Origin of the sequence: Psychrobacillus sp. PGGUH221, from assembly GCF_042055255.1 — a bacterium.
Taxonomy (GTDB): Bacteria; Bacillota; Bacilli; order Bacillales_A; family Planococcaceae; genus Psychrobacillus.
In genome coordinates this window covers 427500-447805 of the sequence record NZ_JAQMHQ010000001.1, presented here as the reverse complement: position 1 = coordinate 447805, position 20306 = coordinate 427500, and the positions used below count along the sequence as shown (strand labels likewise).

At 36.2% G+C, this 20306-nt stretch carries 20 protein-coding genes; 17 read left to right on the top strand and 3 right to left on the bottom strand.

The features are described 5' to 3' along the window. Positions 1 to 2 precede the first annotated feature (2 nt). The 11 genes from PGC35_RS02065 to PGC35_RS02015 all read left to right on the top strand — a co-directional run bounded on the left by PGC35_RS02065 (position 3) and on the right by PGC35_RS02015 (position 8719). Positions 3 to 356 carry a YwqH-like family protein gene (locus tag PGC35_RS02065; RefSeq protein WP_053590391.1) on the top strand — a complete coding sequence of 118 codons (354 nt, stop codon included), beginning with the start codon at positions 3 to 5 and terminating at the stop codon, positions 354 to 356. Positions 357 to 374: 18 nt separating this feature from the next. After that, positions 375 to 677 carry a YwqI/YxiC family protein gene (locus PGC35_RS02060; RefSeq protein WP_053590390.1) on the top strand — a complete coding sequence of 101 codons (303 nt, stop codon included), beginning with the start codon at positions 375 to 377 and terminating at the stop codon, positions 675 to 677. Then, positions 674 to 2245 carry a ribonuclease YeeF family protein gene (locus PGC35_RS02055; RefSeq protein ID WP_375217989.1) on the top strand — a complete coding sequence of 524 codons (1572 nt, stop codon included), beginning with the start codon at positions 674 to 676 and terminating at the stop codon, positions 2243 to 2245. The genes PGC35_RS02060 and PGC35_RS02055 overlap by 4 nt, the downstream gene beginning before the upstream one ends. Before the next feature lie 20 nt (positions 2246 to 2265). After that, positions 2266 to 3030 carry a hypothetical protein gene (locus PGC35_RS02050; RefSeq protein ID WP_375217988.1) on the top strand — a complete coding sequence of 255 codons (765 nt, stop codon included), beginning with the start codon at positions 2266 to 2268 and terminating at the stop codon, positions 3028 to 3030. 340 nt (positions 3031 to 3370) lie between these two features. Then, on the top strand, positions 3371 to 3829 hold the full coding sequence (locus PGC35_RS02045) for a DUF5085 family protein (RefSeq protein WP_275784768.1): 459 nt from the start codon (positions 3371 to 3373) through the stop codon (positions 3827 to 3829). Continuing rightward, positions 3826 to 4272, top strand: coding sequence for a DUF5085 family protein (locus tag PGC35_RS02040; RefSeq protein WP_375217987.1), 447 nt, complete (start codon positions 3826 to 3828; stop codon positions 4270 to 4272). Before PGC35_RS02045 ends, PGC35_RS02040 begins: the two co-directional genes overlap by 4 nt. Before the next feature lie 117 nt (positions 4273 to 4389). Beyond that, entirely contained in the window at positions 4390 to 5841 is a 1452-nt protein-coding gene (locus PGC35_RS02035) for a ribonuclease YeeF family protein (protein WP_375217986.1), read from the top strand. Positions 5842 to 5887: 46 nt separating this feature from the next. After that, on the top strand, positions 5888 to 6586 hold the full coding sequence (locus PGC35_RS02030) for a protein kinase family protein (RefSeq protein ID WP_375217985.1): 699 nt from the start codon (positions 5888 to 5890) through the stop codon (positions 6584 to 6586). Next, positions 6583 to 7389, top strand: coding sequence for a hypothetical protein (locus PGC35_RS02025; RefSeq protein ID WP_375217984.1), 807 nt, complete (start codon positions 6583 to 6585; stop codon positions 7387 to 7389). Before PGC35_RS02030 ends, PGC35_RS02025 begins: the two co-directional genes overlap by 4 nt. Positions 7390 to 7644: 255 nt before the next feature. Then, complete coding sequence (locus PGC35_RS02020; RefSeq protein ID WP_375217983.1) at positions 7645 to 8151, top strand: hypothetical protein; 507 nt, start codon at positions 7645 to 7647, stop codon at positions 8149 to 8151. Positions 8152 to 8266: 115 nt separating this feature from the next. Then, the gene (locus tag PGC35_RS02015; RefSeq protein WP_375217982.1) at positions 8267 to 8719 is read left to right on the top strand and encodes a HEAT repeat domain-containing protein; all 453 of its coding nucleotides are present in this window, start codon (positions 8267 to 8269) and stop codon (positions 8717 to 8719) included. Between the two features lie 131 nt (positions 8720 to 8850). On the opposite strand, the gene PGC35_RS02010 is transcribed toward PGC35_RS02015, so the two are convergent. Continuing rightward, entirely contained in the window at positions 8851 to 9588 is a 738-nt protein-coding gene (locus tag PGC35_RS02010) for an IclR family transcriptional regulator (RefSeq protein ID WP_375217981.1), read from the bottom strand. A gap of 156 nt (positions 9589 to 9744) precedes the next feature. Between PGC35_RS02010 and PGC35_RS02005 the strand changes: the two genes are divergently transcribed. The 5 genes from PGC35_RS02005 to gdhA all read left to right on the top strand — a co-directional run bounded on the left by PGC35_RS02005 (position 9745) and on the right by gdhA (position 16163). Then, complete coding sequence (locus PGC35_RS02005; protein ID WP_375218268.1) at positions 9745 to 10599, top strand: dimethylarginine dimethylaminohydrolase family protein; 855 nt, start codon at positions 9745 to 9747, stop codon at positions 10597 to 10599. A gap of 16 nt (positions 10600 to 10615) precedes the next feature. Next, positions 10616 to 11383: a dimethylarginine dimethylaminohydrolase family protein gene (locus tag PGC35_RS02000; protein ID WP_375217980.1), complete on the top strand. Its 768-nt coding sequence runs from the start codon at positions 10616 to 10618 to the stop codon at positions 11381 to 11383. A gap of 80 nt (positions 11384 to 11463) precedes the next feature. Continuing rightward, on the top strand, positions 11464 to 12810 hold the full coding sequence (locus PGC35_RS01995; RefSeq protein ID WP_375218267.1) for an amino acid permease: 1347 nt from the start codon (positions 11464 to 11466) through the stop codon (positions 12808 to 12810). A 70-nt stretch (positions 12811 to 12880) separates the two neighbouring features. Continuing rightward, complete coding sequence (locus PGC35_RS01990; protein ID WP_375217979.1) at positions 12881 to 14479, top strand: M20/M25/M40 family metallo-hydrolase; 1599 nt, start codon at positions 12881 to 12883, stop codon at positions 14477 to 14479. A 301-nt stretch (positions 14480 to 14780) separates the two neighbouring features. Beyond that, a complete protein-coding gene (gene gdhA / locus PGC35_RS01985; protein WP_375217978.1) occupies positions 14781 to 16163 on the top strand; it encodes an NADP-specific glutamate dehydrogenase in 1383 nt (460 codons plus the stop codon). Positions 16164 to 16372: 209 nt separating this feature from the next. Here gdhA and PGC35_RS01980 read toward each other — a convergent pair whose 3' ends face one another. After that, on the bottom strand, positions 16373 to 18079 hold the full coding sequence (locus PGC35_RS01980) for a methyl-accepting chemotaxis protein (RefSeq protein ID WP_375217977.1): 1707 nt from the start codon (positions 18077 to 18079) through the stop codon (positions 16373 to 16375). A 494-nt stretch (positions 18080 to 18573) separates the two neighbouring features. Here PGC35_RS01980 and PGC35_RS01975 point away from each other — a divergent pair, with 494 nt between their 5' ends. Beyond that, positions 18574 to 19059, top strand: a complete 486-nt coding sequence (locus tag PGC35_RS01975) for a C40 family peptidase (RefSeq protein ID WP_053590376.1) — start codon at positions 18574 to 18576, stop codon at positions 19057 to 19059. Between the two features lie 49 nt (positions 19060 to 19108). On the opposite strand, the gene PGC35_RS01970 is transcribed toward PGC35_RS01975, so the two are convergent. Further along, the gene (locus PGC35_RS01970) at positions 19109 to 20200 is read right to left on the bottom strand and encodes a CdaR family transcriptional regulator (RefSeq protein WP_375217976.1); all 1092 of its coding nucleotides are present in this window, start codon (positions 20198 to 20200) and stop codon (positions 19109 to 19111) included. Positions 20201 to 20306: the final 106 nt, after the last annotated feature.

The window sequence follows — 20306 nt, the reverse complement described above, 5'->3', positions numbered from 1 at the left end:
GTTTGTTAGGATATTATTATGCACTTCTTCACAAGAAACAAGAGGAGATAAGAAGACTGAACGAATGTCAGTCATCACTATCAGATAAGCAGGCTCAATTCAACGAAAATGAACATAAATGTCTTGAACCAGAGCTTACAACAACTACTTGGCATGGGACACTTGCCACTAGTTTCGATGAAATTCGGGAAGCCGGAATCCATACTTCTTTTTTAGAGATAGCTGGAGCCCAGTTCGCAGCTGTATTTAGTGCGATTGCTGCTAAAATAGCATCACTCCAAGCTGAAATAGCTTCTATAGAGCAAATAATTGCGAATTTATTAGCCGAAGAGGCAAGGGAAAAGGCATCTAAATAAAGAAGGGGGGGATTTTTTATGTCAACAGAAGTGAAAATTGTGTATGCAGAAGTGGAAGCTCAATTAAGTGAAATGACAAATGCAAAGGATTCGCTTGTACCCACAGCAGAGCCACCTATTACCGGTAATACACTAGATGTTGTTACTAAATTAACGGAGCTTTCAACGAAACTTGAACAGCTATTGACAAAATATCAAACTATTTTAACTACCAATATTCAAACGACGACCAGTTCTGTGGAATTTATGAATGAGACCGATCAAAACATCTCAACGGCTATGCAATGTACAATTGATGGACCAAAGCAGGTGATGCAATGAAAGTATTAGACGTTAACCCCTTTCATGAAGGCTTACAGCGAAATATTACACTCCTCACTAGACTTGATACGGAGATGAATTCTATTAAGAGCTCTATCGAAGGTCTTGTTGCATTAGAAAATTCTTTAAAGGGAGATGGGGGGAATGCAATTAGAGCATTTTATAATGATTGCCATATCCCTTTCTTACAGTTTTTCACTACATTTAAATCTAACTTCGATAGTACGCTTACTCAGATGAAGTCTGCACTGGATGCTTTAGAGCCAGATCAAAACGGTTTTATTCGTCAAAGCTTTTTAGAAGGTGAAGTGGAAGAAGGACTTACTGAAATTTCTCAGGTCACTAGTAATCTGACAGATGAATCAAATGCCATCATGGACCAGGTAGCTGATATTGTTGCTCTTCCACATTTGAATGATAGTGGTGTCCAAGACGGCGTAAAAAATGCTCGGAAGAAGCGAGATGATACCGTTACGGATCTAAATGAATTTGATTCGACTCAAACAAATGCATTGTCGCAGGTAGAAGCTGATTTGCTCATGATGGAACTATGGTTAATTGATCTAGAAGGAATGATGAACGACGGCTTGACGGATATTGACTTCCCGGCTGATCGTTGGGCAGAATATACGCAAAGTCACCCATTAAAAACTGAGCTTGAGAGTCGATTAGGAGACACGGACAACGTAAATGCAGAAGGGAAAGAAGAAGATCCAGGAAATGTGTCGTCAGCAAATCCTCAAGTGAAAGAGTTGAAAACTGCAGTCGATATGGCCAAAAGAGCAAATACTGCAATAACAGGTGGTGTCTCTGCATTTGGAATGTATGTAGCTGGTAAAGAAGGTGGATTGAGCACCTCAAGAGTATTTAATCCAAAAACTGGCACGTACTCGTATAGAATCAATGCAACAGGCAAAGCAATGAGACATCTGGGAGTAGATTTAGATTCAAAAGCATTTAAAGAATTAATGCGTAATGTTCCAAAAGGAAATAAAAAGTGGTCGCCAAAGCATTATGAAATTGCAGCAAACAATACAGTTACGCTTAAATATGGTTCGAAGAAGCCTGGACAAAGTGGTTGGTCAGGTACTGGGGATGCGGCATTGAAAAACCATCCTTCGCTTGCATATTGGAATGACCAAGCAACAAATGTTCAAAAAGCTAAAACCGTTGGGGCTGCAACACTAAAAGGAACTGGAAAAGCTTTTACAGATCTTGTCGATGTCAAAGGAATGGTATCAAGTGGACCACTTAAAGGGGCAGGAAAAGCACTTGGTCCAATAGGAGCAGGATTAAGTTATTACAGTAATTATTCAACTGCAGTAGATGCAGGATTAGATGGTGGAGAAGCACATGCTCGTGCAGCTTTGGATACAACAATTGATGTTGCGGTTGGAGGAGCGGTTCAAACCGCATTTACTGCAGCTTTCACCGTTGCCATCCCAATTCCAGGTGTAGGAACGGCAGTAGGTGTGGGACTTGGTATACTTGCGAATGTTGCATTAAATACTAAATTTGGTAAAGAAGACAAATCAGTAATGGATCATGTAAAAGGATGGTTCCACTAATAAAGAAAGAAGTGATTAGAGTGAAACTTAAAGAAGAAGACTTTGAAGTATTAAGAGGTCCGATAGAATCCGGTAGACAAAGTCCTGGAAATTTAGCTTTTGTTCTAATTATCGGTATATTTTTACAAGCATTGCTATATGCCCTTGAATATTTTATGGCCGCTGATTCCACTATTTACCCGTATAAAGATGAAATACTTACAGTACATTTTTGGATAACGGTTGTATTAATAGGATTATCTTTGATTTATGCAATTCCTGCGGGATATAAACGAAGTGAGAAAATGCAGTATTTGCTATCGATCATCGTTACGCAAAACATGTCTTCTATTCCATTTCTAATAATGTCGTTATTTTTAATTGGAAAAGAAGGGGAAGGTTTAATTGCTACTCAAGACTCACTTCTTAATTTCACATTTATTATTTTATTTATAGGATTACTGGTGTTTTTAGCTACCTTTATCCGTTTTTATATTCTTTTGCAAAAAGGCCATTATCGTAAAGGCTCCAAAAAGGGAGAAATACGAGGTCGATTTGAGACTACATCTTATATTCCAGCAGCGACGATTGCAGGTATTGGTATTGTTTTTATTATTCAATACATTGCTCGAAATTCAGCCATCGATGATTTGAATATGATGATTCTTATTGTGGGTGGTATTCTCACATTTTTTGTCATGCTTTTCATACTTCCCGAGCAGCTCGTTATTTGGTATTGTAAGCATCGATTTAAAAGCTTTAATTTTAATGAGCGCGGTTATATAAACAAGCAGCAACTCAATTGAAATGGAGAGTGCTTTCCATGCTTGGGAAACTGGTAGACAAAGTCCTGGAAATTTAGAAATACGAGGTCGATTTTGAAACTAATTCTTATATTCCAGCAATGACTTTTGAGGTTTAGGTATTGTTTTTATTATTTAATACATTGCTCGTAGGTCTGCAATTGATGATCTGATTAGCAGTATCCTTATTGGCGGTGGAATTCTCACATTTTTTGTCATGCTTTTAATACTGCCGGAGCAGCTTGTTATTTTATATTGCAAGTATCGATTCAAAAGCTTTAATTTTTAATGAGCCCGGTTATTTAAATAAAAGAGAATCTTTATAAGAAAGGGTGGATAAAAGATGGGGATCGGAATGTATTCATTAGTGTTTGACAATGTGTTGACATATGAGGTGGAGCAGAAAAAAGAAGATTGGCAAAATGGCGTTTATGAGATAGAGGAATTTACGCTTAATAAAGATGTGTACAAAAACGGCCCTGTATTATTTTCATTTGAACAAAATCGAACAGACGAAAAATTTGGACGTTTCACATACTACTTGCCAATCAGTAGTCCGGTCGTTTTAAGTGATGAAACGGATTTTAAATTTCAAGAATCATTCGTATTGGATAGAGCGTTATTACTACGTCAAGCAGACCAAGAAATAGATTTTTATGCAGCTTATGAAAAAGTGAAATCTTATGCTCGAGCCAATCAAATAGAAGTAGAAGATACATATTATTGCGTATTACTAGAAGTTTACGGTGAATATATTATTGATTTGTATGTACCGATAAAAGGACAGGGTGATGAAGGATGATTGCTGAAAACCATCAAATTGCTTACCGAAATGTCGCATCTAAACTCTATAACTTTTTACCTGAAGAAATCGATATTGCACTAAAAGACTTTGATACGATTTTAACCGATCATGGCTATCATCCAACTGGTCCAATATTTTTTACAATCATTAGCGATCCTACAGCTGAAGTAATGACTGCTGAAATATTTTTACCAATTGCAGAAAGTCAATTTTCTATTCCAAAAGAAGAGGAAGTAAATTTCCGTAGCTATTTTTACGTCAATAACCTTTTAAGCACCAGAGTCATTGATGACTTTGATGCACAGTCTCAAGTGAAGTATTGGGAACTCTTCGATTATATGAAAGAGCACAGATTGACCCAAAAAACCCCCGTATTCGTTCAATTCAAAAAAACAAACTCCAATCGAACCTACGCCGAAATGAGCTTAGGCGTACTATAAAAAAGTGCGAGATGTTTACAAGAATATTACTGGTGCCAGGCACCAGTAATATTCTTGTAACATTTACGAAATATATTGTCAAGTGATTATATATTAAAATTGTAGGATGGTGATTCTATGAAAATATTGGATGTCAGACCGTTTGATGAAGGGTTACAAAGGAATATTCAAATGCTTTCACGTTTAGAAGGGGAAATGCAAACAATCCAAACCGCGGTTAATGGACTTGCTGCGCTGCAAGATTCCTTGAAGGGTCAAGGAGGAGATGCAATTTGTTCATTTTATAATGATGCTCATTTACCTTTTCTACATTTTTTTCTAACGTTTAAAGAAGAGTTTAATCGTAAACTTAAGCAAATGGGTGATGCGCTTACTGCATTGGAATCAAATCCGAATGGATTTATTCGAGAAAGCTTTTTGGAAGGCGAAGTGGAAGAAGGGCTCACGGAGATATCACAAGTCACTAGCAATTTGACAGAGGAATCAAATGCCATTATGAACCAAGTAGCGGATATCGTAGCTCTACCACATTTAGATGATAGTAGTGTTCAAGATGGAGTAACAAATGCTCGGAAAAAGAGAGATGATACAGTAACCGATTTACATGAGTTTGATAGTACGCAAACAAATGCTTTAGCTATAATCGAGGCTGCAATTTTAAATATGGAATTGTGGTTAACAGATATAGAGTACTTAATGTCGGAAGGCCTAACTGATATTCAGTTTCCAAGTGAAGCGTGGAATTATGTACAGGATGCTACACCTATTGGGAAGTTTTATCTTCAACATCAAATTAATTTGCTTGCTGATGACCCGCGAGTGAAAGAAAATGAAGTGGAAATATCCTCTCCTAGTAATACAGAAAAGAACCTTTGGGAAGGTATAATGACAACGGTTGGTCTGGATATTAACGATTGGGAGCAAAAGCCAATCAACGCTACTGCCAATTTGGGTGCATTTGCAGCTGCTGGCTATGAAGCTGGAAAAGATGCAAGAATCGCTGCTCAGGGGGGCGGTGTCCAATTAAAATATCGAACAACTGCACAAGGTGTAACAAAACCTGTCATAAAAGTAACAAACCCGCATCTTTTGGGTGTAAATAAGAAAACTTATTCTGGAGCAAATGCGACTAATTATGCAAAATTATATAAACGAGTAGATCCTATTACTAATGTACGGGAAACATTCAAATTTGCAAATAATAAATTGGGGTATATCGGTGTTTTTGCAACAGTTGGTGGAGACATAGTACATGGGGTGCAAAATAAGGAATCAGCTAGTCAAATTGCTGGTAATGTTACTGGGGATGTTGCAGTTGCCGGTGCATCTATGGTTGCTTCAGCTTGGACTGGTGCTAAAATGGGAGCTATTGTAGGTGCTGGCGGTGGTCCTGTGGGAATAGCGGTAGGAGCAGTTGTAGGGCTTGTCGCAGGGGTTGTCGCAACGGCACTTTTAAGTGAATTAAAATTCATGGATGTTAATAATGATGGAAAAAAAGATTCTATAGGTGATGCAATAAAAATAGGGACGACGGGTCTTATTGATAGTGTATCTTCTTGGTTTAAATAGATAGGAGAGAATTCAAATAGAAAAGAGAGAACTAGACAATATTACATTGTCATATTTAAATTTGCAGTCACCAAAAGAAAATAAATCTAATATTATTGGATTCTTTATTCTATTTTTATATTTTTTTGGAATTTTGCCGATATTAGCTGATCCTTTCTCGCTTCCATTTTTTATTGCTGCAATCGTACCAGTGATAATTATACAAATTTGGGCAATTGTTTATGTAATTGACCCGTATAAGTATGAAAAATCTTATTATTTGTTTTTTGGAATTTATGGGGTAGTGAATACTTACGTTTATTTTGTTAGTATTCAAAAATTATTATATATTAACCTGAAAGCCGAGGGCATATTACCATTCTTAATTGGTTTAATATTCCTTGTTGCCTTGCTGCTAGGAATGAATTGGTTAAATTGGAAGGCACTTTATTCTGGTAAGTATTATAAATTACAACAGAAAAGTACTATACCTGTTGCTTGGACGGTTATCGCGGGCGGAAGTTATATTTTAGGGCAACTAATTTTATCCTTCATATACACGGAATCAGCTCTGTATATATTAATAATTGTTGGAATGTCCTTTTTTAGTCTGTGCACAGCTTATTTTTCTGTTTATATTCATCGCTATTATTTTATGAGTAAGAATATGGATGCGGTTAAGCAGGTGTATCCTCAGTTTGGCTTACCGAAGAGTGAAAGAATTTTGGAGAGAAAAAAACGGAAGAAAAAGGTGAAGAGCAGATGATTCCTACGTTTACAGTAAATGATATTTTCGTGATGATGCAAACATTGAATACTAGAACATTGATTGGTTTTGCTGATCCTTTCCAATACCTTACGAAACAGGAGGTTGAAAAGGAATGGGAAAGTACTTATAAAAAGCTCCATAAGCTTAAACTCTTAGATTTCGTAGATGGAGAGATTAAGCTAGAAGAAGGGTTTGGCAATGCCCTCTGGATTATGTCTAGAACAAACATGGTCGTAGAGATTTTACGAGATGTTGAAAGTAAAAGCTTATTTTATTTTGGTAATACAAATGTTGTCGAATGTTCGAGAAATGAAGATAATGCTTTTACTCTTTATACTCATGGAACTCCAGATTCTACCTGGAATGATGTGATTTATCCACGCATGCTTATGGGAGTGGAAGGAAAAAAAATTCAAGCTAAAACAAACAACAAAATCCTTATTCCTACTAGAGAGTACCGTGAATGGGTGAAAAATGGAGAAATAATAAATGAGGAAAAACTAGTCTCCCTTAATGAAAATCAGGATGTGGGAACGTTAGTGAGTATTTTGAAACAATCTTTTCAAAATAAAATACATAATAACCGGCTCATGATTTTTCATCGAGAAAACAATAAATGGTCTCTTGAGGGAATACATGTACTAACTTCTCCTAATCAAAATTGGACTTTCAACATGATTCGTAAAAACGAAATGGAGCTACTTGAAGGTAAACCAAGCACGAATATAGAAATAGTCGCCAGTATTTTGGATGTACTGAGAAGAGTAAAAGAAAAGAAGGAACCTGTGAAGAATTCATAAAGTATGTCATTTTGGATAGATTAATTTTGTTGAGAGAAGGAGATTTCAATAGAAACGAAAGAAATTGATAAAATTACTTTATCGTATTTAAGATTCCAAACACCCAAAGAAAATAGGTCTAATATTATTTGCTTCTTTTCTCTTTTTCTGTACTTTATGGGATTATTTCCAATCATATCAGATCCATTTTCTTTCGCATATTTTTTAGCAGCGGTTATCCCAATTGCAATACTCCAGGTTTGGGCGATTGTCTATTTGATAGATCCTTTTAAGTATGAAAAATCGTATTATTTATTTTTTGGGGTATATGGAATAGTTAATACATATATAATTTATTTAGTGATCCAAAAGTTTTTATATCTAAATATAGGCGTAAAAGGTTATTTACCTTTTATTATGATCTGGGGAATGTTTGTTGCTATATTGGTAGGAATAAACTGGTTGAATTTGAAAGCTCTTTATACAGGAACTTATTATAAATTACAACAAATGAAGACTATTTCTGTAGCATGGGTAGGAATCGGTGGAGCAGGATATGTAATTGGACAGATTCTTTTATCTATATTCTATACCGAGTTTGCTACTTATATAATACTTATTTCGTGTATATTTCTTTTGTCTATTTTAACTGCTTTTTTCTCAATAAATATACATCGCTATTTTTTTATTTGTAGAAATTTAGACATTGTGAAGAAAGTTGAACCTAATTTTGGATTGCCGAAGAATGAAAGGAAATTCAAGTTTATATATCGCCAGATTTGATAGGAGTAGAAGAAATGATTTCTTCACATAATAGGAGAAATGCTTTCTGTAGTATATAATGGGGAAAGAAAGTTAGAATTAATTTCTACTGATTCAAAGAAGGAGTTTGGAGTATTTGAGTAAAAAAATTATAAAAAATGAGTTACCTGAGAATTATGAGGAGCTTAAAAAGGCAGCAAATAGAACTTCTAGCTGGAGAGCACGTTTTGATGCTGTAGAGGAATTAGGGAAATATCACACAAGTCAGGTTATTGATATACTAAACTCTAGAGTAGCAAATGATCCTGTTTATAAAGTTCAAGAAGAGGCTTACCGTATTCTTTTAGAGTTTGGTGAAGACGTTGAGGTACCAGAACGTAAAAAATTCGAAGTGATCAAAGGTGCTAATAAAGTTTTCTTACGTGTGAAGAAAAGTTTACCTGCCGACCATACATTTGAACAATTTCTAGACAAACTGAAAAGAATGCGTAATGACGTTTACGACGCTTACGAAGGCGAAAAAGGTTTGGACTGGCTGAAAAATGAATGGGCTAACATTAACACAAAGAGTAATAACAAGTTATCATAGAAGAGTGTTACAAATATGTTACGGGTGCCTGGCACCAGTAACGTACTTGTAACACTTTTTTTGTAACAATCCTAAGCTGCAAAAATAAAAAGAAATCCCAAAAGTCTATGAGATGACTTTTGGGATTTTTATTAATGGCTGGAAAATAGTCGATGGGAGATTCTTTTGCCAGCTTCCATTGCTTTGTTTATTAAAAGTTCGAGTCTTTCTTCGGTCAGGTTGAAGCTGACTACTCCAATGCTAATAGCTCCAATGACTTGTCCAAAGCTGTCTTTTATGGATACGGCGATGGAGGAAGTGCCTTCTGTTCTTTCTGAATGGCTTGTCGCATAGCCTTGTTTTTTTATTTGCTCCAGTGTTATAAGCATTTCGTTAACTTTGTCTGTTGGTAGGAGCTGAGACAAGATACTTTCGGTTTGGGCTGCAGGCATTGCAGCAAGCATCGATTTATTTGCGGCGCCGATGTTCATTGGTATTCGTAATCCCAATTGATCATAAATACGGATTGGATTGTTTTCGCTATCAATTCTCTCTACAATCATTGCTTCCGTCCCAAGTGGCTTACTAAGGTAGACACTTTCCTCTACTTCTTTGGACAACCATTCTATCTCTGGTCTAATTTTGCTTACGTAATCGAAGGAGTCATATACTTTGAGTCCGTATTCTAGCCAAACAATACCAAGTCGGTACATTTTGGATTGTTCGTCCTGTTCAATTAAACCTTGTTTTATCATAGCTTGTAGTAGTCTGTGCATAGTACTAAGAGGAAGCTCACATTCTTTGGAGAGTTCTGAAATGGTCATGCCTTTTTCTGTTGTATGTGTTGCTAAAACCTGTGCTACGGTCATTGCTCGAATAATGGATTGCATAATAAAGCACCGCCTAATTTTAATGATTAATAGTTTTCAAAATATATTGACATTGTAACATAGAGCAATTATATTTGAAATATAAAACTTTCCGTTACGCGGAAAAGTTTTCCGTTCAACGGAAAAGGAGGAAAAGCTGTGCAATATAATTCATCTATGTATAAATCATTAGAACGTGTAATTGTAAAACATCCGAATGAAGCTTTTATAAGTCAAGAGCATTTGGCTAACCAATGGAAAGTCTTCAATTACTTACAGGAACCTGATTTTGAAGAAGCGGTACGTGAGTATAAAGGTTTTATTGAAATTTTAGATAAGCATGTAGCGCAAATAGATTATCTACCAGCATCTGAGAAAGTTGGTCTCGATTCTATTTATGCACATGATCCAGTAAAATTCACACCTGCTGGAGCTATTATATTGAAATCAGGAAAGAAACTAAGACAACCAGAAGCTACTGTTTATAAAGAGTTTCTGACAGATAAAGAGATTCCTATTATTGGAGAGTTAACAGGTGAAGCTGTATGTGATGGTGGTGACATCGTTTGGTTAGATGATAAAACACTAGTAGTTGGACGTGGCTATCGTACAAATGATGAAGCCATACGCCAATTAAAAGAAATAACGGCTCCATATGTGGATGAGTTTATCATTGTACAACTTCCTCACGATTTAGGGGTTGAAGAGTGTCTGCATCTTATGTCATTTATTAGCATGGTCGATAAAGACTTGGCAGTTGTATATTCGCCGCTAATGCCCGTATTTTTCAGACAATTATTGATCGAGCGAGGAATTCAATTAATTGAGGTACCAAAAGAGGAATACGACAATCTTGGTTGTAACGTATTGGCACTTGCACCTCGCGTGTGTGTCCTTGTGGAAGGTAATCAATCAACAAAGAAACAGCTATTAGATGCTGGCGCAACTGTATATGAATACAAAGGACAAGAAATTAGTGTTTTAGGAACTGGTGGTCCAACATGTCTAACTAGTCCTGTTATCAGAAATTAAAAGGAGGAAATTAAAAATGAGTATTTTTAAAAATGTAATTGCAAAAACACCTGGAAAGAGCTATGTAGGGGGATTAACTACATCTGATTTAGGAACACCAGATTACGATAAATTATTAGTACAACACGAGGCTTATGTAGAAACGTTGAAAAAGTGCGGAGTGGAAGTAACACTTCTTTCACCAAGTGAAGAATTTCCTGATTCTACTTTCGTAGAAGATGCAGCAGTACTTACATCTAATTTTGCTGTTATTACAAATCCTGGTGCAGAATCTCGGAATGGAGAGATTGTTGAAATTGAAAGCGTTTTAAAAGATTTTTATGAGAAGTTTTATTATATCAAAGCACCTGGGACGCTTGATGGTGGGGATATTCTTCAAGCAGATAATAGCTTCTTTATCGGAATCTCCGAACGTACAAATGAAGAAGGGGCTCGACAATTAAAAGAGATTCTTGAAGGAGAGGGTTTTGAAGCAACAATTATACCTCTTAAAAAATTCTTCCACTTGAAAACAGGGATTGCTTACTTAGGAAATAACAAAATGGTTGTTGCAGGAGAATTTGTTGACCATCCTGCGTTTGATTCATATGAAAAAATCGTTATTAGCTCAGAAGATGAATACTCTGCAAACTGTATTCGTGTAAATGATTATGTCATTATTCCAAAGGGATATGAAGAGACAAAACGTAGAGTTAATGAAGCAGGTTTCGAAACAATTGAATTAGATATGTCAGAGGTTCGTAAGCAAGATGGTGGGCTTAGTTGTTTATCTTTAAGATTTTAAATAGATAGATAAGGGGAAGTGGGGAGATGACTGTGTCAAATATTGGAGATCCATCACAACATAATCAATTAAACCGTTCTATGAAGAGCCGCCATTTGTTTATGCTTTCACTTGGGGGAGTAATTGGAACTGGTCTATTTTTAAATGCAGGTTATACGATTAATCAAGCAGGTCCTGGGGGAGCCATTGTTGGTTACTTATTTGGCGGTTTAATATTGTATATGGTAATGACTTGTTTAGGTGAACTTGCCGTTTATATGCCAGTAACAGGTTCTTTCCAAACCTATGCAACTCGTTTTATTAGTCCTTCTGCGGGGTTTTCTCTCGGTTGGATGTATTTTGTAGGTTCTGCTGCAACAGCGGGAGTGGAGTTTACCGCAGCAGGGATTCTCATGAAACACTGGTTCCCTGATGTTCCAGTATGGATATGGTGTGCAATTTTTGTGGTTTTATTATTTGCACTCAATGCCTTAACAACAAAAGCGTTTGCCGAAGCAGAGTTTTGGTTTGCTGGTATTAAAGTAGTTGCAGTGATTTTGTTTATAATCATTGGGTTGGGAGCAATTTTTGGAATAATTCCACTTGAAGATAGAGCGACACCAATGTTTACAAATTTGGCACCTTCAGGATTATTCCCAGCAGGAATTGCAATCGTATTCGTAACGATGATGAATGTAATATTCTCTTACCAAGGGTCTGAGTTAGTTGGAATTGCTGCTGGTGAAACAGAAAACCCGGAAAAAAATATTCCAAAGGCGATTCGAACTATCCTTGTCCGTATTGTCGTGTTTTATATAGCTTCTATTATCGTATTGTCTGCTATTTTCCCGGCATCAGAATTGGGACTACTTGAAAGTCCATTCGTAACATTAATGAATATTGCTGGAATTCCATTTGCAGGCGACATAATGAACTTTGTCATTTTAACTGCAATTCTATCAGTAGGAAATTCTTGTTTATATGCTTCTACACGTCTGTTATGGTCAATGGCAAATGAAGGTATGGCCCCTAAAATATTTGGACGTCTATCAAAACGTAAAGTGCCATTTAATGCACTTTTATTCACGATATTGTTCTCGTTATTATCATTATTAACAAGTGTTATGGAAGCGGATACAGTGTTTGTACTATTAATGTCTATAGCAGGGATATCTGTTACTATTTCTTGGATGGGAATTGCGACCTCTCAATTGATGTTCCGACATAAATATTTGAGAGATGGTGGAGTTTTAGAGAACTTGAGTTTTAAAGTACCTTTCTATCCTTTTGTCCCGATTTTCTGTATTGCATTTTGTTTAATGATTCTCGCGTTTTTGGCATTTGATCCAACACAACGAGTAGGACTTTATTATGGTGTAGGCTTCTTTATAGCTTGTATGGTATTCTATAAATTGAGACTAGAAAAGAAGGATAAAAAGTCAGCATAAGAAGAAAATGACATTGTATTGTAAATAAATCAGTGTCTTGCATAAGAACTTTGTGGGGGAGAAATTTGAAATGAACCAATTATTGTGGCAAACAACAGAAACACTACGAGCTTTGTTATGTGAACTCGTAAGCTGGGATAGTATAACGCTGACGGAAGGTGAAACAAAGTTTGCTCCGAAAGTGATAGATAAGTTGAGAGAATTAGATTATTTTAAAGAGCGTCCGAGTCACCTACAGTTGCACGACTCCGGTTTAGGCAGATTTGCTGTTACTGCTTTATATAAACACCCTGAGGCAACGGAGACAGTAGTACTTATTAGTCACTTCGACACGGTTCAAACGGAAGAGTATGGTGCTTTAGAATCGCTTGCGTATTTTCCAGAGGAATTAACGAAAAAGCTAATGGAAAATCCAGCTGATTTACCAGAATCTGCTCGTATCGATTTGGAGACAGGAAAGTATTTGTTTGGTCGAGGCACGATGGATATGAAAATGGGATTAGCTCTTCATATGCAGCTTATTGAAAAAGCAAGTGTGGAACAATGGCCAATAAATCTTGTTTTAACTACGGTTCCAGATGAGGAAGTAAACTCTGCAGGAATGCGAGCAGTAGTTCCACAGTTAGTGGCAATTCGAGAAGAATTTGATTTGTCTTATAAACTATTTCTAAATAGTGAGCCATGTTTTTCTCAAAAGCCAACTGATATTGAGGAATATATTTACTCTGGAACAATTGGAAAAATTATGCCTGCTGCTTTATTTTACGGAAAAGAGACGCATGTTGGGGAGCCGATGAAAGGAATGACAGCAAACTACATCGCTTCGTATTTGACGCAGCGTATGGAGTATAATTCTTTGTTCCGTGAGACGGATCTCGGAGAAAGTACACCTCTTCCTGTTTCATTGCAACAAAAAGATTTAAAACTGTCTTATTCGACACAAACGCCTTATCGTGCAGTAGCATTGTATAATGTGTTTTTGTTAAAGCGTACTGCTTCAGAAGTTATGGATTTATTCGAACAAGTGGCAAATGAAGCAATGGAGGCATTGAACACAGACTATAAGGTAATTTGTGAACGTGAACAAGTAAGTGGAGTAGGGAAAGCAAAGGTACTTCGCTATGAAGAACTTCTTACGTATGCAAATAAAAAACTAGGTGCAGAAGAAGTAAATCGTTTAAAAGAGGATGCACTTCAGCATGAGGAGTGGGACGATCGTGAAAAATCACTACGTATCGTCGACAACCTGATGATCCAATGTCAAGAGCTTGCTCCTGCAACGGTCATCCTATTCACACCGCCATACTATCCAGCAGTCAATACATCTAACAATCAGTTAGTAAAAGATGCAGTAGAGCTAATGAAAAACTCGGCACTATCATTTAACAATAAAATTGAACAAATTCACTATTTCAATGGTATTTGTGATTTAAGCTATGTGAATTATGAAGATGATGGAAATGGATGGACTGCCTTTGAAAGTAATACACCTGTTTGGGGTGACACTTACAGCATCCCATTCGAAGACATGGCTAAGCTAAATGGACCTGTTTTAAATTTAGGACCTTTTGGGAAAGATGCACATCAAAAGACAGAGCGTCTACACGTAGACAGCGCATTCGTCGAAATGCCTGTTATGTTAGAAACACTTATTAAAAGTCTATACTAATATTGAAAATGACTCCGTTTTTCTAAAATGGAGTCATTTTTTTTGTTTTAAATGTCGTGGATAATATGCGTAGATCGAGAGTGCAGAGAAATTGGAGGTTGGAATGTTAAGGAGGTGTTACTGGTGCCTGGCACCAGTAACACTTTTGTAACAAATCGGAGACTAAAAATGTGAATATACTAGTGATAGGAGAGGCAAAGAAAATGTATATTTATGTGAAATCGTTTATAATTATATTGAAAATATTATGAGCTTTCGAGATAATAAGCATATGCTAATGGATGATAGGAGAAGATGAGTGATGGAAATTGTAAGAGAGGTAAGGGATGAATTAAAAAGTAAATCAAATGATTATGTGCATGAAGTATACGAGTTAGTAAAGAAACGTAACCCAGGTGAAAAAGAATTTTTACAGGCAACAAGAGAAATTTTCGATTCTCTTCGTCCAGTATTTTCAAAGCACCCTGAGTTTATAAATAATGGTATTTTAGAACGTATAACAGAGCCAGACAGAGTTATTTCTTTCCGTGTTGCCTGGGAAGATGATACGGGAAAGGTTCAAGTTAACAGAGGTTTTCGTGTCCAGTTTAACAATAGTCTTGGGCCATATAAAGGTGGGATTCGTTTTCATCCGACTGTTAATAGTAGCATCATGAAGTTTCTTGCTTTTGAGCAGACATTTAAAAATGCATTGACTGGTCAACCGATTGGTGGAGGTAAAGGTGGTTCCGACTTTGATCCAAAGGGAAAATCCAACCGTGAGATTATGCGGTTTACTCAAAGCTTTATAACAGAACTAAGTAAATATATTGGGGCTGACATGGATGTTCCAGCAGGGGATATCGGTGTTGGAAAAAGAGAAATTGGCTATATGTTCGGTCAATATAATCGGTTAAAAGGTGGTTACGAGGCTGGAGTTTTCACTGGCAAAGATCCGAATCATGGTGGTAGTCTAGGTAGAAAAGAGGCAACAGGATACGGCTGTGTTTATTTTGTAGAAGAAATGTTGAAAGAAAAAGGCGATAGTTTTAATGGGAAGACCGTCATCGTTTCGGGTTCTGGTAACGTTGCTACATATGCAATGGAAAAAGCAATTGAGCTCGGTTCGAAAGTAGTAGCATGTAGTGATTCCAATGGTTATATCTATGATCCGAACGGCATTGATGTTGAAACAGTAAAGCAGTTAAAAGAATTTGATAATAAAAGAATTCAAGAATATATAAAATTTCATAAGAAAGCAACTTATGTTGAAGGTTGTACTGAAATTTGGAAAGTTCCTTGTGATATTGCATTGCCTTGTGCCACGCAAAATGAAATGGAAGAAAAAGACGCTGACATTCTCATCGGAAATGGTGTAGTTGCTGTTGGAGAAGGTGCGAATATGCCTTGTACTGAAGGAGCAGTTCTAGCATTCCTGGCAAAAGGTGTTTTATTTGGACCAGCAAAAGCAGCAAATGCTGGTGGTGTGGCGGTTTCTGCAATGGAAATGTCCCAAAATAGCATGCGATTGTCTTGGACAGTTGAAGAAGTCGATGAAAAGTTAAAAGTGGTAATGAGAAATATTTACGAAAGCTGTCATAATGCTGCTAACGATTTTGGCTATCCCGGTAACCTAGTTGTTGGAGCCAATATTGCAGGATTCTTGAAAGTAGCAGATGCTATGGTAGCGCATGGTGTCCACTAATTAATTGTACCGTTCCAGGTAATAGACCTGGAGCGGTTTTTATTTTCCAGGTACCTAAACTCTAAATTGAAATTTACTTCATTGTTCGAACAATCGTGTTTGTTTAAACAATCATGTTATTCATGATTGTTTCGGTGCCTGGCACCAGTAACACCTTTGTCATAAAAAAAAGAAGCCGCTCTAGTTAAAAGAACGGCTTCCAAATCTGGTTATAATTTAAACTGACCGACTATTTTTTGTAGCTCCTGTGCCATATGGCTTGTCTCCATGGATCGGTTTGCAACTTCATCAATAGATGCGGAAGTTTGCTCTGTTGCAGCAGAAATCGAAGTAGTAACCTCTTCTATTTCTCGAATAGACTCTGTTAATTGATTAATCAATTCGACAACACGTTTAGAGTTTTCTGCCTCGTTTGTTGTCATTGAGGATATCATAGAAATTTCATCAACTGTTTTAGCGACTGCTGACGAAATATCACTTAATGATTGGGAAGTTTCTTTAACTGTATTAGATCCAGTTTCAATCAATCTCGTGCTTTCTTCCGTGGAAGCAACTACTTGTTGAATACTTTCTGTAATATCTTTTACAATTTTTTCAACTTGATTAACTTCTTCATTCGATTGTTCTGCTAGTTTTCGCACTTCCTCTGCAACAACTGCGAATCCTTTACCTTGTTCACCAGCTCGAGCAGCTTCAATTGAAGCATTAAGGGCAAGTAAATTTGTTTGGGCTGCAATAGCTGCGATAGAACCGGTAATTTGTTGTATTCTTGTTGTTGCTTCATTTAAACGTTGAATGGTTTCACCAGTTTCAATTGAAGCAGTTTTGATTTTATCCATGTCATAACTGATTTCACTTGCTCGAGTTAAGCCTTCTTTGGCCGTATTCATCGTTGTTTTTGAATTCATTACGCTTGCATCGGCATTTTCTTTTGAATCTTGTAATCCTTCCGCTAATTTTTGCAAGATACTTGAAGATTGCTCTGCCGTAATCGTTCCATCTGATACAGAAGCTGCTGTTTCGCTCATATTGATAGTTATTTGGTGTGCAGCATCCTTCATTTCATTCAGAGAAGCAGATGTGTCTTCGGCATTTTTAGTTAAGTTTAGAGAAGTCACTTGAATTGTTCCTAACATATTCCGAAGATTTCCAGCAAGTGTATTGAGCGTATGACTTAAATAACCAACTTCGTCTTTACTATGAAAGCTTGTATCTTTCACAGAAAGGTTTCCTTTTGCAATTTCCCCAGCATGCACGATTAATGCAGATAGTGGTTTTGTTTTCCTTCTAATCAAAAATAAAGTAAATAATGAAGCTAAGATCATTGGGATCAAACTAATTAAGATTCCTTTGCTCACAACATCCCATGTGCGCTCACCTACAATCGAACCATCAAAATCAATGACACTTATTGCTACAATCTTGCCAGACGGATCATGGTTTTCATAAATCGGAGCATACCCGGATAGACGTTTCATTCCTCCAAAGTCATAGATTTCAGAATAAGTTGGATGACCCATTTCAAGCAGATTATTTACTGCCTCTTGGTCTATATAAAACTTATCCCCAACTTTAAATCCATCTTCTTTTAAGTTATCATCGAGAGCTAATAGATTACCTTCTAAATCAATAATATATTGTGATTCGAATATATCTTTGTGTGCGGTAGTCCAGTTTAACTGTTTCCCGACAGCATCCATTGTTGAAGTATCCCCATTTAGCATTAGTGCAACATTTTTGCTATCAATTAAACCTGTTGTAATATTGGCACAACCATAAGCCTCAACACCAGCAGCTTCATACAACTTATCGTATGCGGTAATATAAGTAGCGATAGACGTAATTATTAGTACGGCAATAATTATGCCGACAATAATCGAGCCCAATTGTACTGTTAAAGTATTCTTCGATTTCAATATTAAATTCTCCCCTGTTCCTAGGTAATTCCTATCAACCTATATAAACTATTTATACCATATAAACAGGTATAAAAGATACATGTCATTCAACCGATTTCAAACGATTATGTGACTATTCTATTAAAAAAACGAATAAATGAATTGTTACAAAATTATTACTGGTGCCTGGCACCTGAAATAAAACTCGAATTAAGCTAGGGGATAGTTCAAAACAGGGGGATTGTCGAGAAAAGCGAATTTTTTGCATTATTTAGTTGGGATATTTCGACGAATTGTGAAATAAATTAGCTTATCGTAAAACTTTATATACAATGGTAATTAATATAGAAGTAATATAATTTAGGAATCTCAAACAAATCTATGTAATAGATTTGTTACACAACTGTAAACTCACAAATGTTTAGTTCGTGATAATATGGGTATAGAGAAATTTTCAGAAAGTTTTAGTTAGAATTTTTTTCGAGTATACATCTTCTGGAGGAACATAAATTTTGACTTCTTTGTTTAAAAAAATCATCACTATCTTTAGTTTAACTGTAGTTTTAGCCGCGGGAACATTTGCAGGAAATACAGAAGCAGCAAGCTCTGTAGCATCGACACAAATCGTATCAAGTGCGAAAAGTCTAATAGGAATTAAATATCGTTATGGTGGAACAACGAAGGCAGGATTTGATTGCTCTGGTTTCATTGGTTATGTGTACAAACAACAAGGTGTTAAGTTACCTAGAACAGCAGCTGGTATGTATAGTACAGGTAAAGCAGTGAAAAAAGCCAATTTAGCAGTAGGAGATTTAGTTTTCTTTAACACAACTGGAAAAGGTGTCTCTCATGCAGGGATATACATAGGTAGTGGAAAATTTATTCACGCTTCTTCTTCTAAAGGTGTTAGAATCGACAAAATTAATGATCCATATTATTGGGGTAAAAAATACGTTGGCGCTAAAAAAGTTGCAAACGTTTCAGTAGCGAAAAAATAATGATATAAATAGTACCGTTTCGGCAAATTATGCTGAAACGGTTTTTTGATTATTTTTTTATATTTGGATCAAGGCACCACAAAGCAATTTGTAGGATGATGGCGTCTTGAAAAACGGTTGGATTGTAACCAGTTAGTTCGCCAATTTTTTTGAGTCGATATGCCAAAGTATGACGATGAATGACCAGAGTATCCGCGCAGACAGTCAGCTGTTGATTGCAATTAAGGTATTCTTGCAATGTTAGGAGTAACTTTTCGTTTAAACCACTTAATATACGAGTTGTAAATTGCTTTGCTTCACGGCTATCATGTTTTTTTAGTAAGGAAAATAATTCAACATCCTCAAAATAGACGATGTTTTTATCCGGAAGTCCGTGCTTTAGAGCAGTTTTGGCTGTTTGATATGCAATATGAACTTCTTCTATAGAGCGTGCAACTTGTCCTACTCCAATTGGTAATACATCATACTTTTTCAGCTTAGAGGAAAGTGCGGATATTTTCTTTTTAAATAAATTTTCTTCAAGACCAGATATAAGAATAAAATGTTCATTTAATTGATAATGGCCTACAAGGATTGAGTCGTTTTGAAAGTAGTACTCAATTCCTTGGAGGATCGATTGATAGGATTTAGACTCGGGATTAATTTCTAACATCATTGCATAAAAAGGGGCACTATTAACAAATCCTATTTTGTTAATTCTTTCATAAATTACTTTTTGAAGAGGCTGACCACTCATCAGCTCTTCAAATACCATTTCTTGCATTTTTCGCTTATATTCTCTTTCGGAAACGATAAGTGCTTGATGGACCATCATTTCCGTCGTAAGCTGGACGAGGGTTGCAATCTCGTCGATTTCACTAGGATCTCCAGTAATCCCTATAACCCCAACTAGTTCATTCTGAAAAAATATAGGCAAATTAATTCCTGGCTTTGTTTTTGGAAATAAGTGTTTGTTCTCTTCCGTTATCCACAGTACCTTCTTCGTTTCAGCAACTATTACAGCTCCCTCATGAATACTATCTACACGTAATTCATCCCCTGAAGCAAGGATGATTCCATTTGTTTGCATGACATTAATATTTCTATGTAGTCGAAGCATCGTTTGCTCAACTATTTGATTTGCAAGCTGTTTAGTAATCATAGAACCTCCGTGATGTATAAATTTTTAATTGTTATAGTACAGTAAATTTATACTTCAAGTATAATGTAAAACTAGAAATTGAACACTATAATTTTATGTAAGCGCT

Excerpts from the sequence above, each read along its gene's own strand:
- PGC35_RS02005 (WP_375218268.1), top strand. The coding sequence starts at position 9,745 with ATGTATAAATCATTAGAACGTGTAATTGTAAAACATCCGAATGAAGCT.
- PGC35_RS01970 (WP_375217976.1), bottom strand. The coding sequence starts at position 20,200 with ATGATTACTAAACAGCTTGCAAATCAAATAGTTGAGCAAACGATGCTT.
- PGC35_RS02025 (WP_375217984.1), top strand. The coding sequence starts at position 6,583 with ATGATTCCTACGTTTACAGTAAATGATATTTTCGTGATGATGCAAACA.
- PGC35_RS02045 (WP_275784768.1), top strand. The coding sequence starts at position 3,371 with ATGGGGATCGGAATGTATTCATTAGTGTTTGACAATGTGTTGACATAT.
- PGC35_RS02040 (WP_375217987.1), top strand. The coding sequence starts at position 3,826 with ATGATTGCTGAAAACCATCAAATTGCTTACCGAAATGTCGCATCTAAA.
- PGC35_RS01995 (WP_375218267.1), top strand. The coding sequence starts at position 11,464 with ATGAAGAGCCGCCATTTGTTTATGCTTTCACTTGGGGGAGTAATTGGA.
- gdhA (WP_375217978.1), top strand. The coding sequence starts at position 14,781 with ATGGAAATTGTAAGAGAGGTAAGGGATGAATTAAAAAGTAAATCAAAT.
- PGC35_RS02000 (WP_375217980.1), top strand. The coding sequence starts at position 10,616 with ATGAGTATTTTTAAAAATGTAATTGCAAAAACACCTGGAAAGAGCTAT.
- PGC35_RS02010 (WP_375217981.1), bottom strand. The coding sequence starts at position 9,588 with ATGCAATCCATTATTCGAGCAATGACCGTAGCACAGGTTTTAGCAACA.
- PGC35_RS02035 (WP_375217986.1), top strand. The coding sequence starts at position 4,390 with ATGAAAATATTGGATGTCAGACCGTTTGATGAAGGGTTACAAAGGAAT.
- PGC35_RS02055 (WP_375217989.1), top strand. The coding sequence starts at position 674 with ATGAAAGTATTAGACGTTAACCCCTTTCATGAAGGCTTACAGCGAAAT.
- PGC35_RS01990 (WP_375217979.1), top strand. The coding sequence starts at position 12,881 with ATGAACCAATTATTGTGGCAAACAACAGAAACACTACGAGCTTTGTTA.
- PGC35_RS02060 (WP_053590390.1), top strand. The coding sequence starts at position 375 with ATGTCAACAGAAGTGAAAATTGTGTATGCAGAAGTGGAAGCTCAATTA.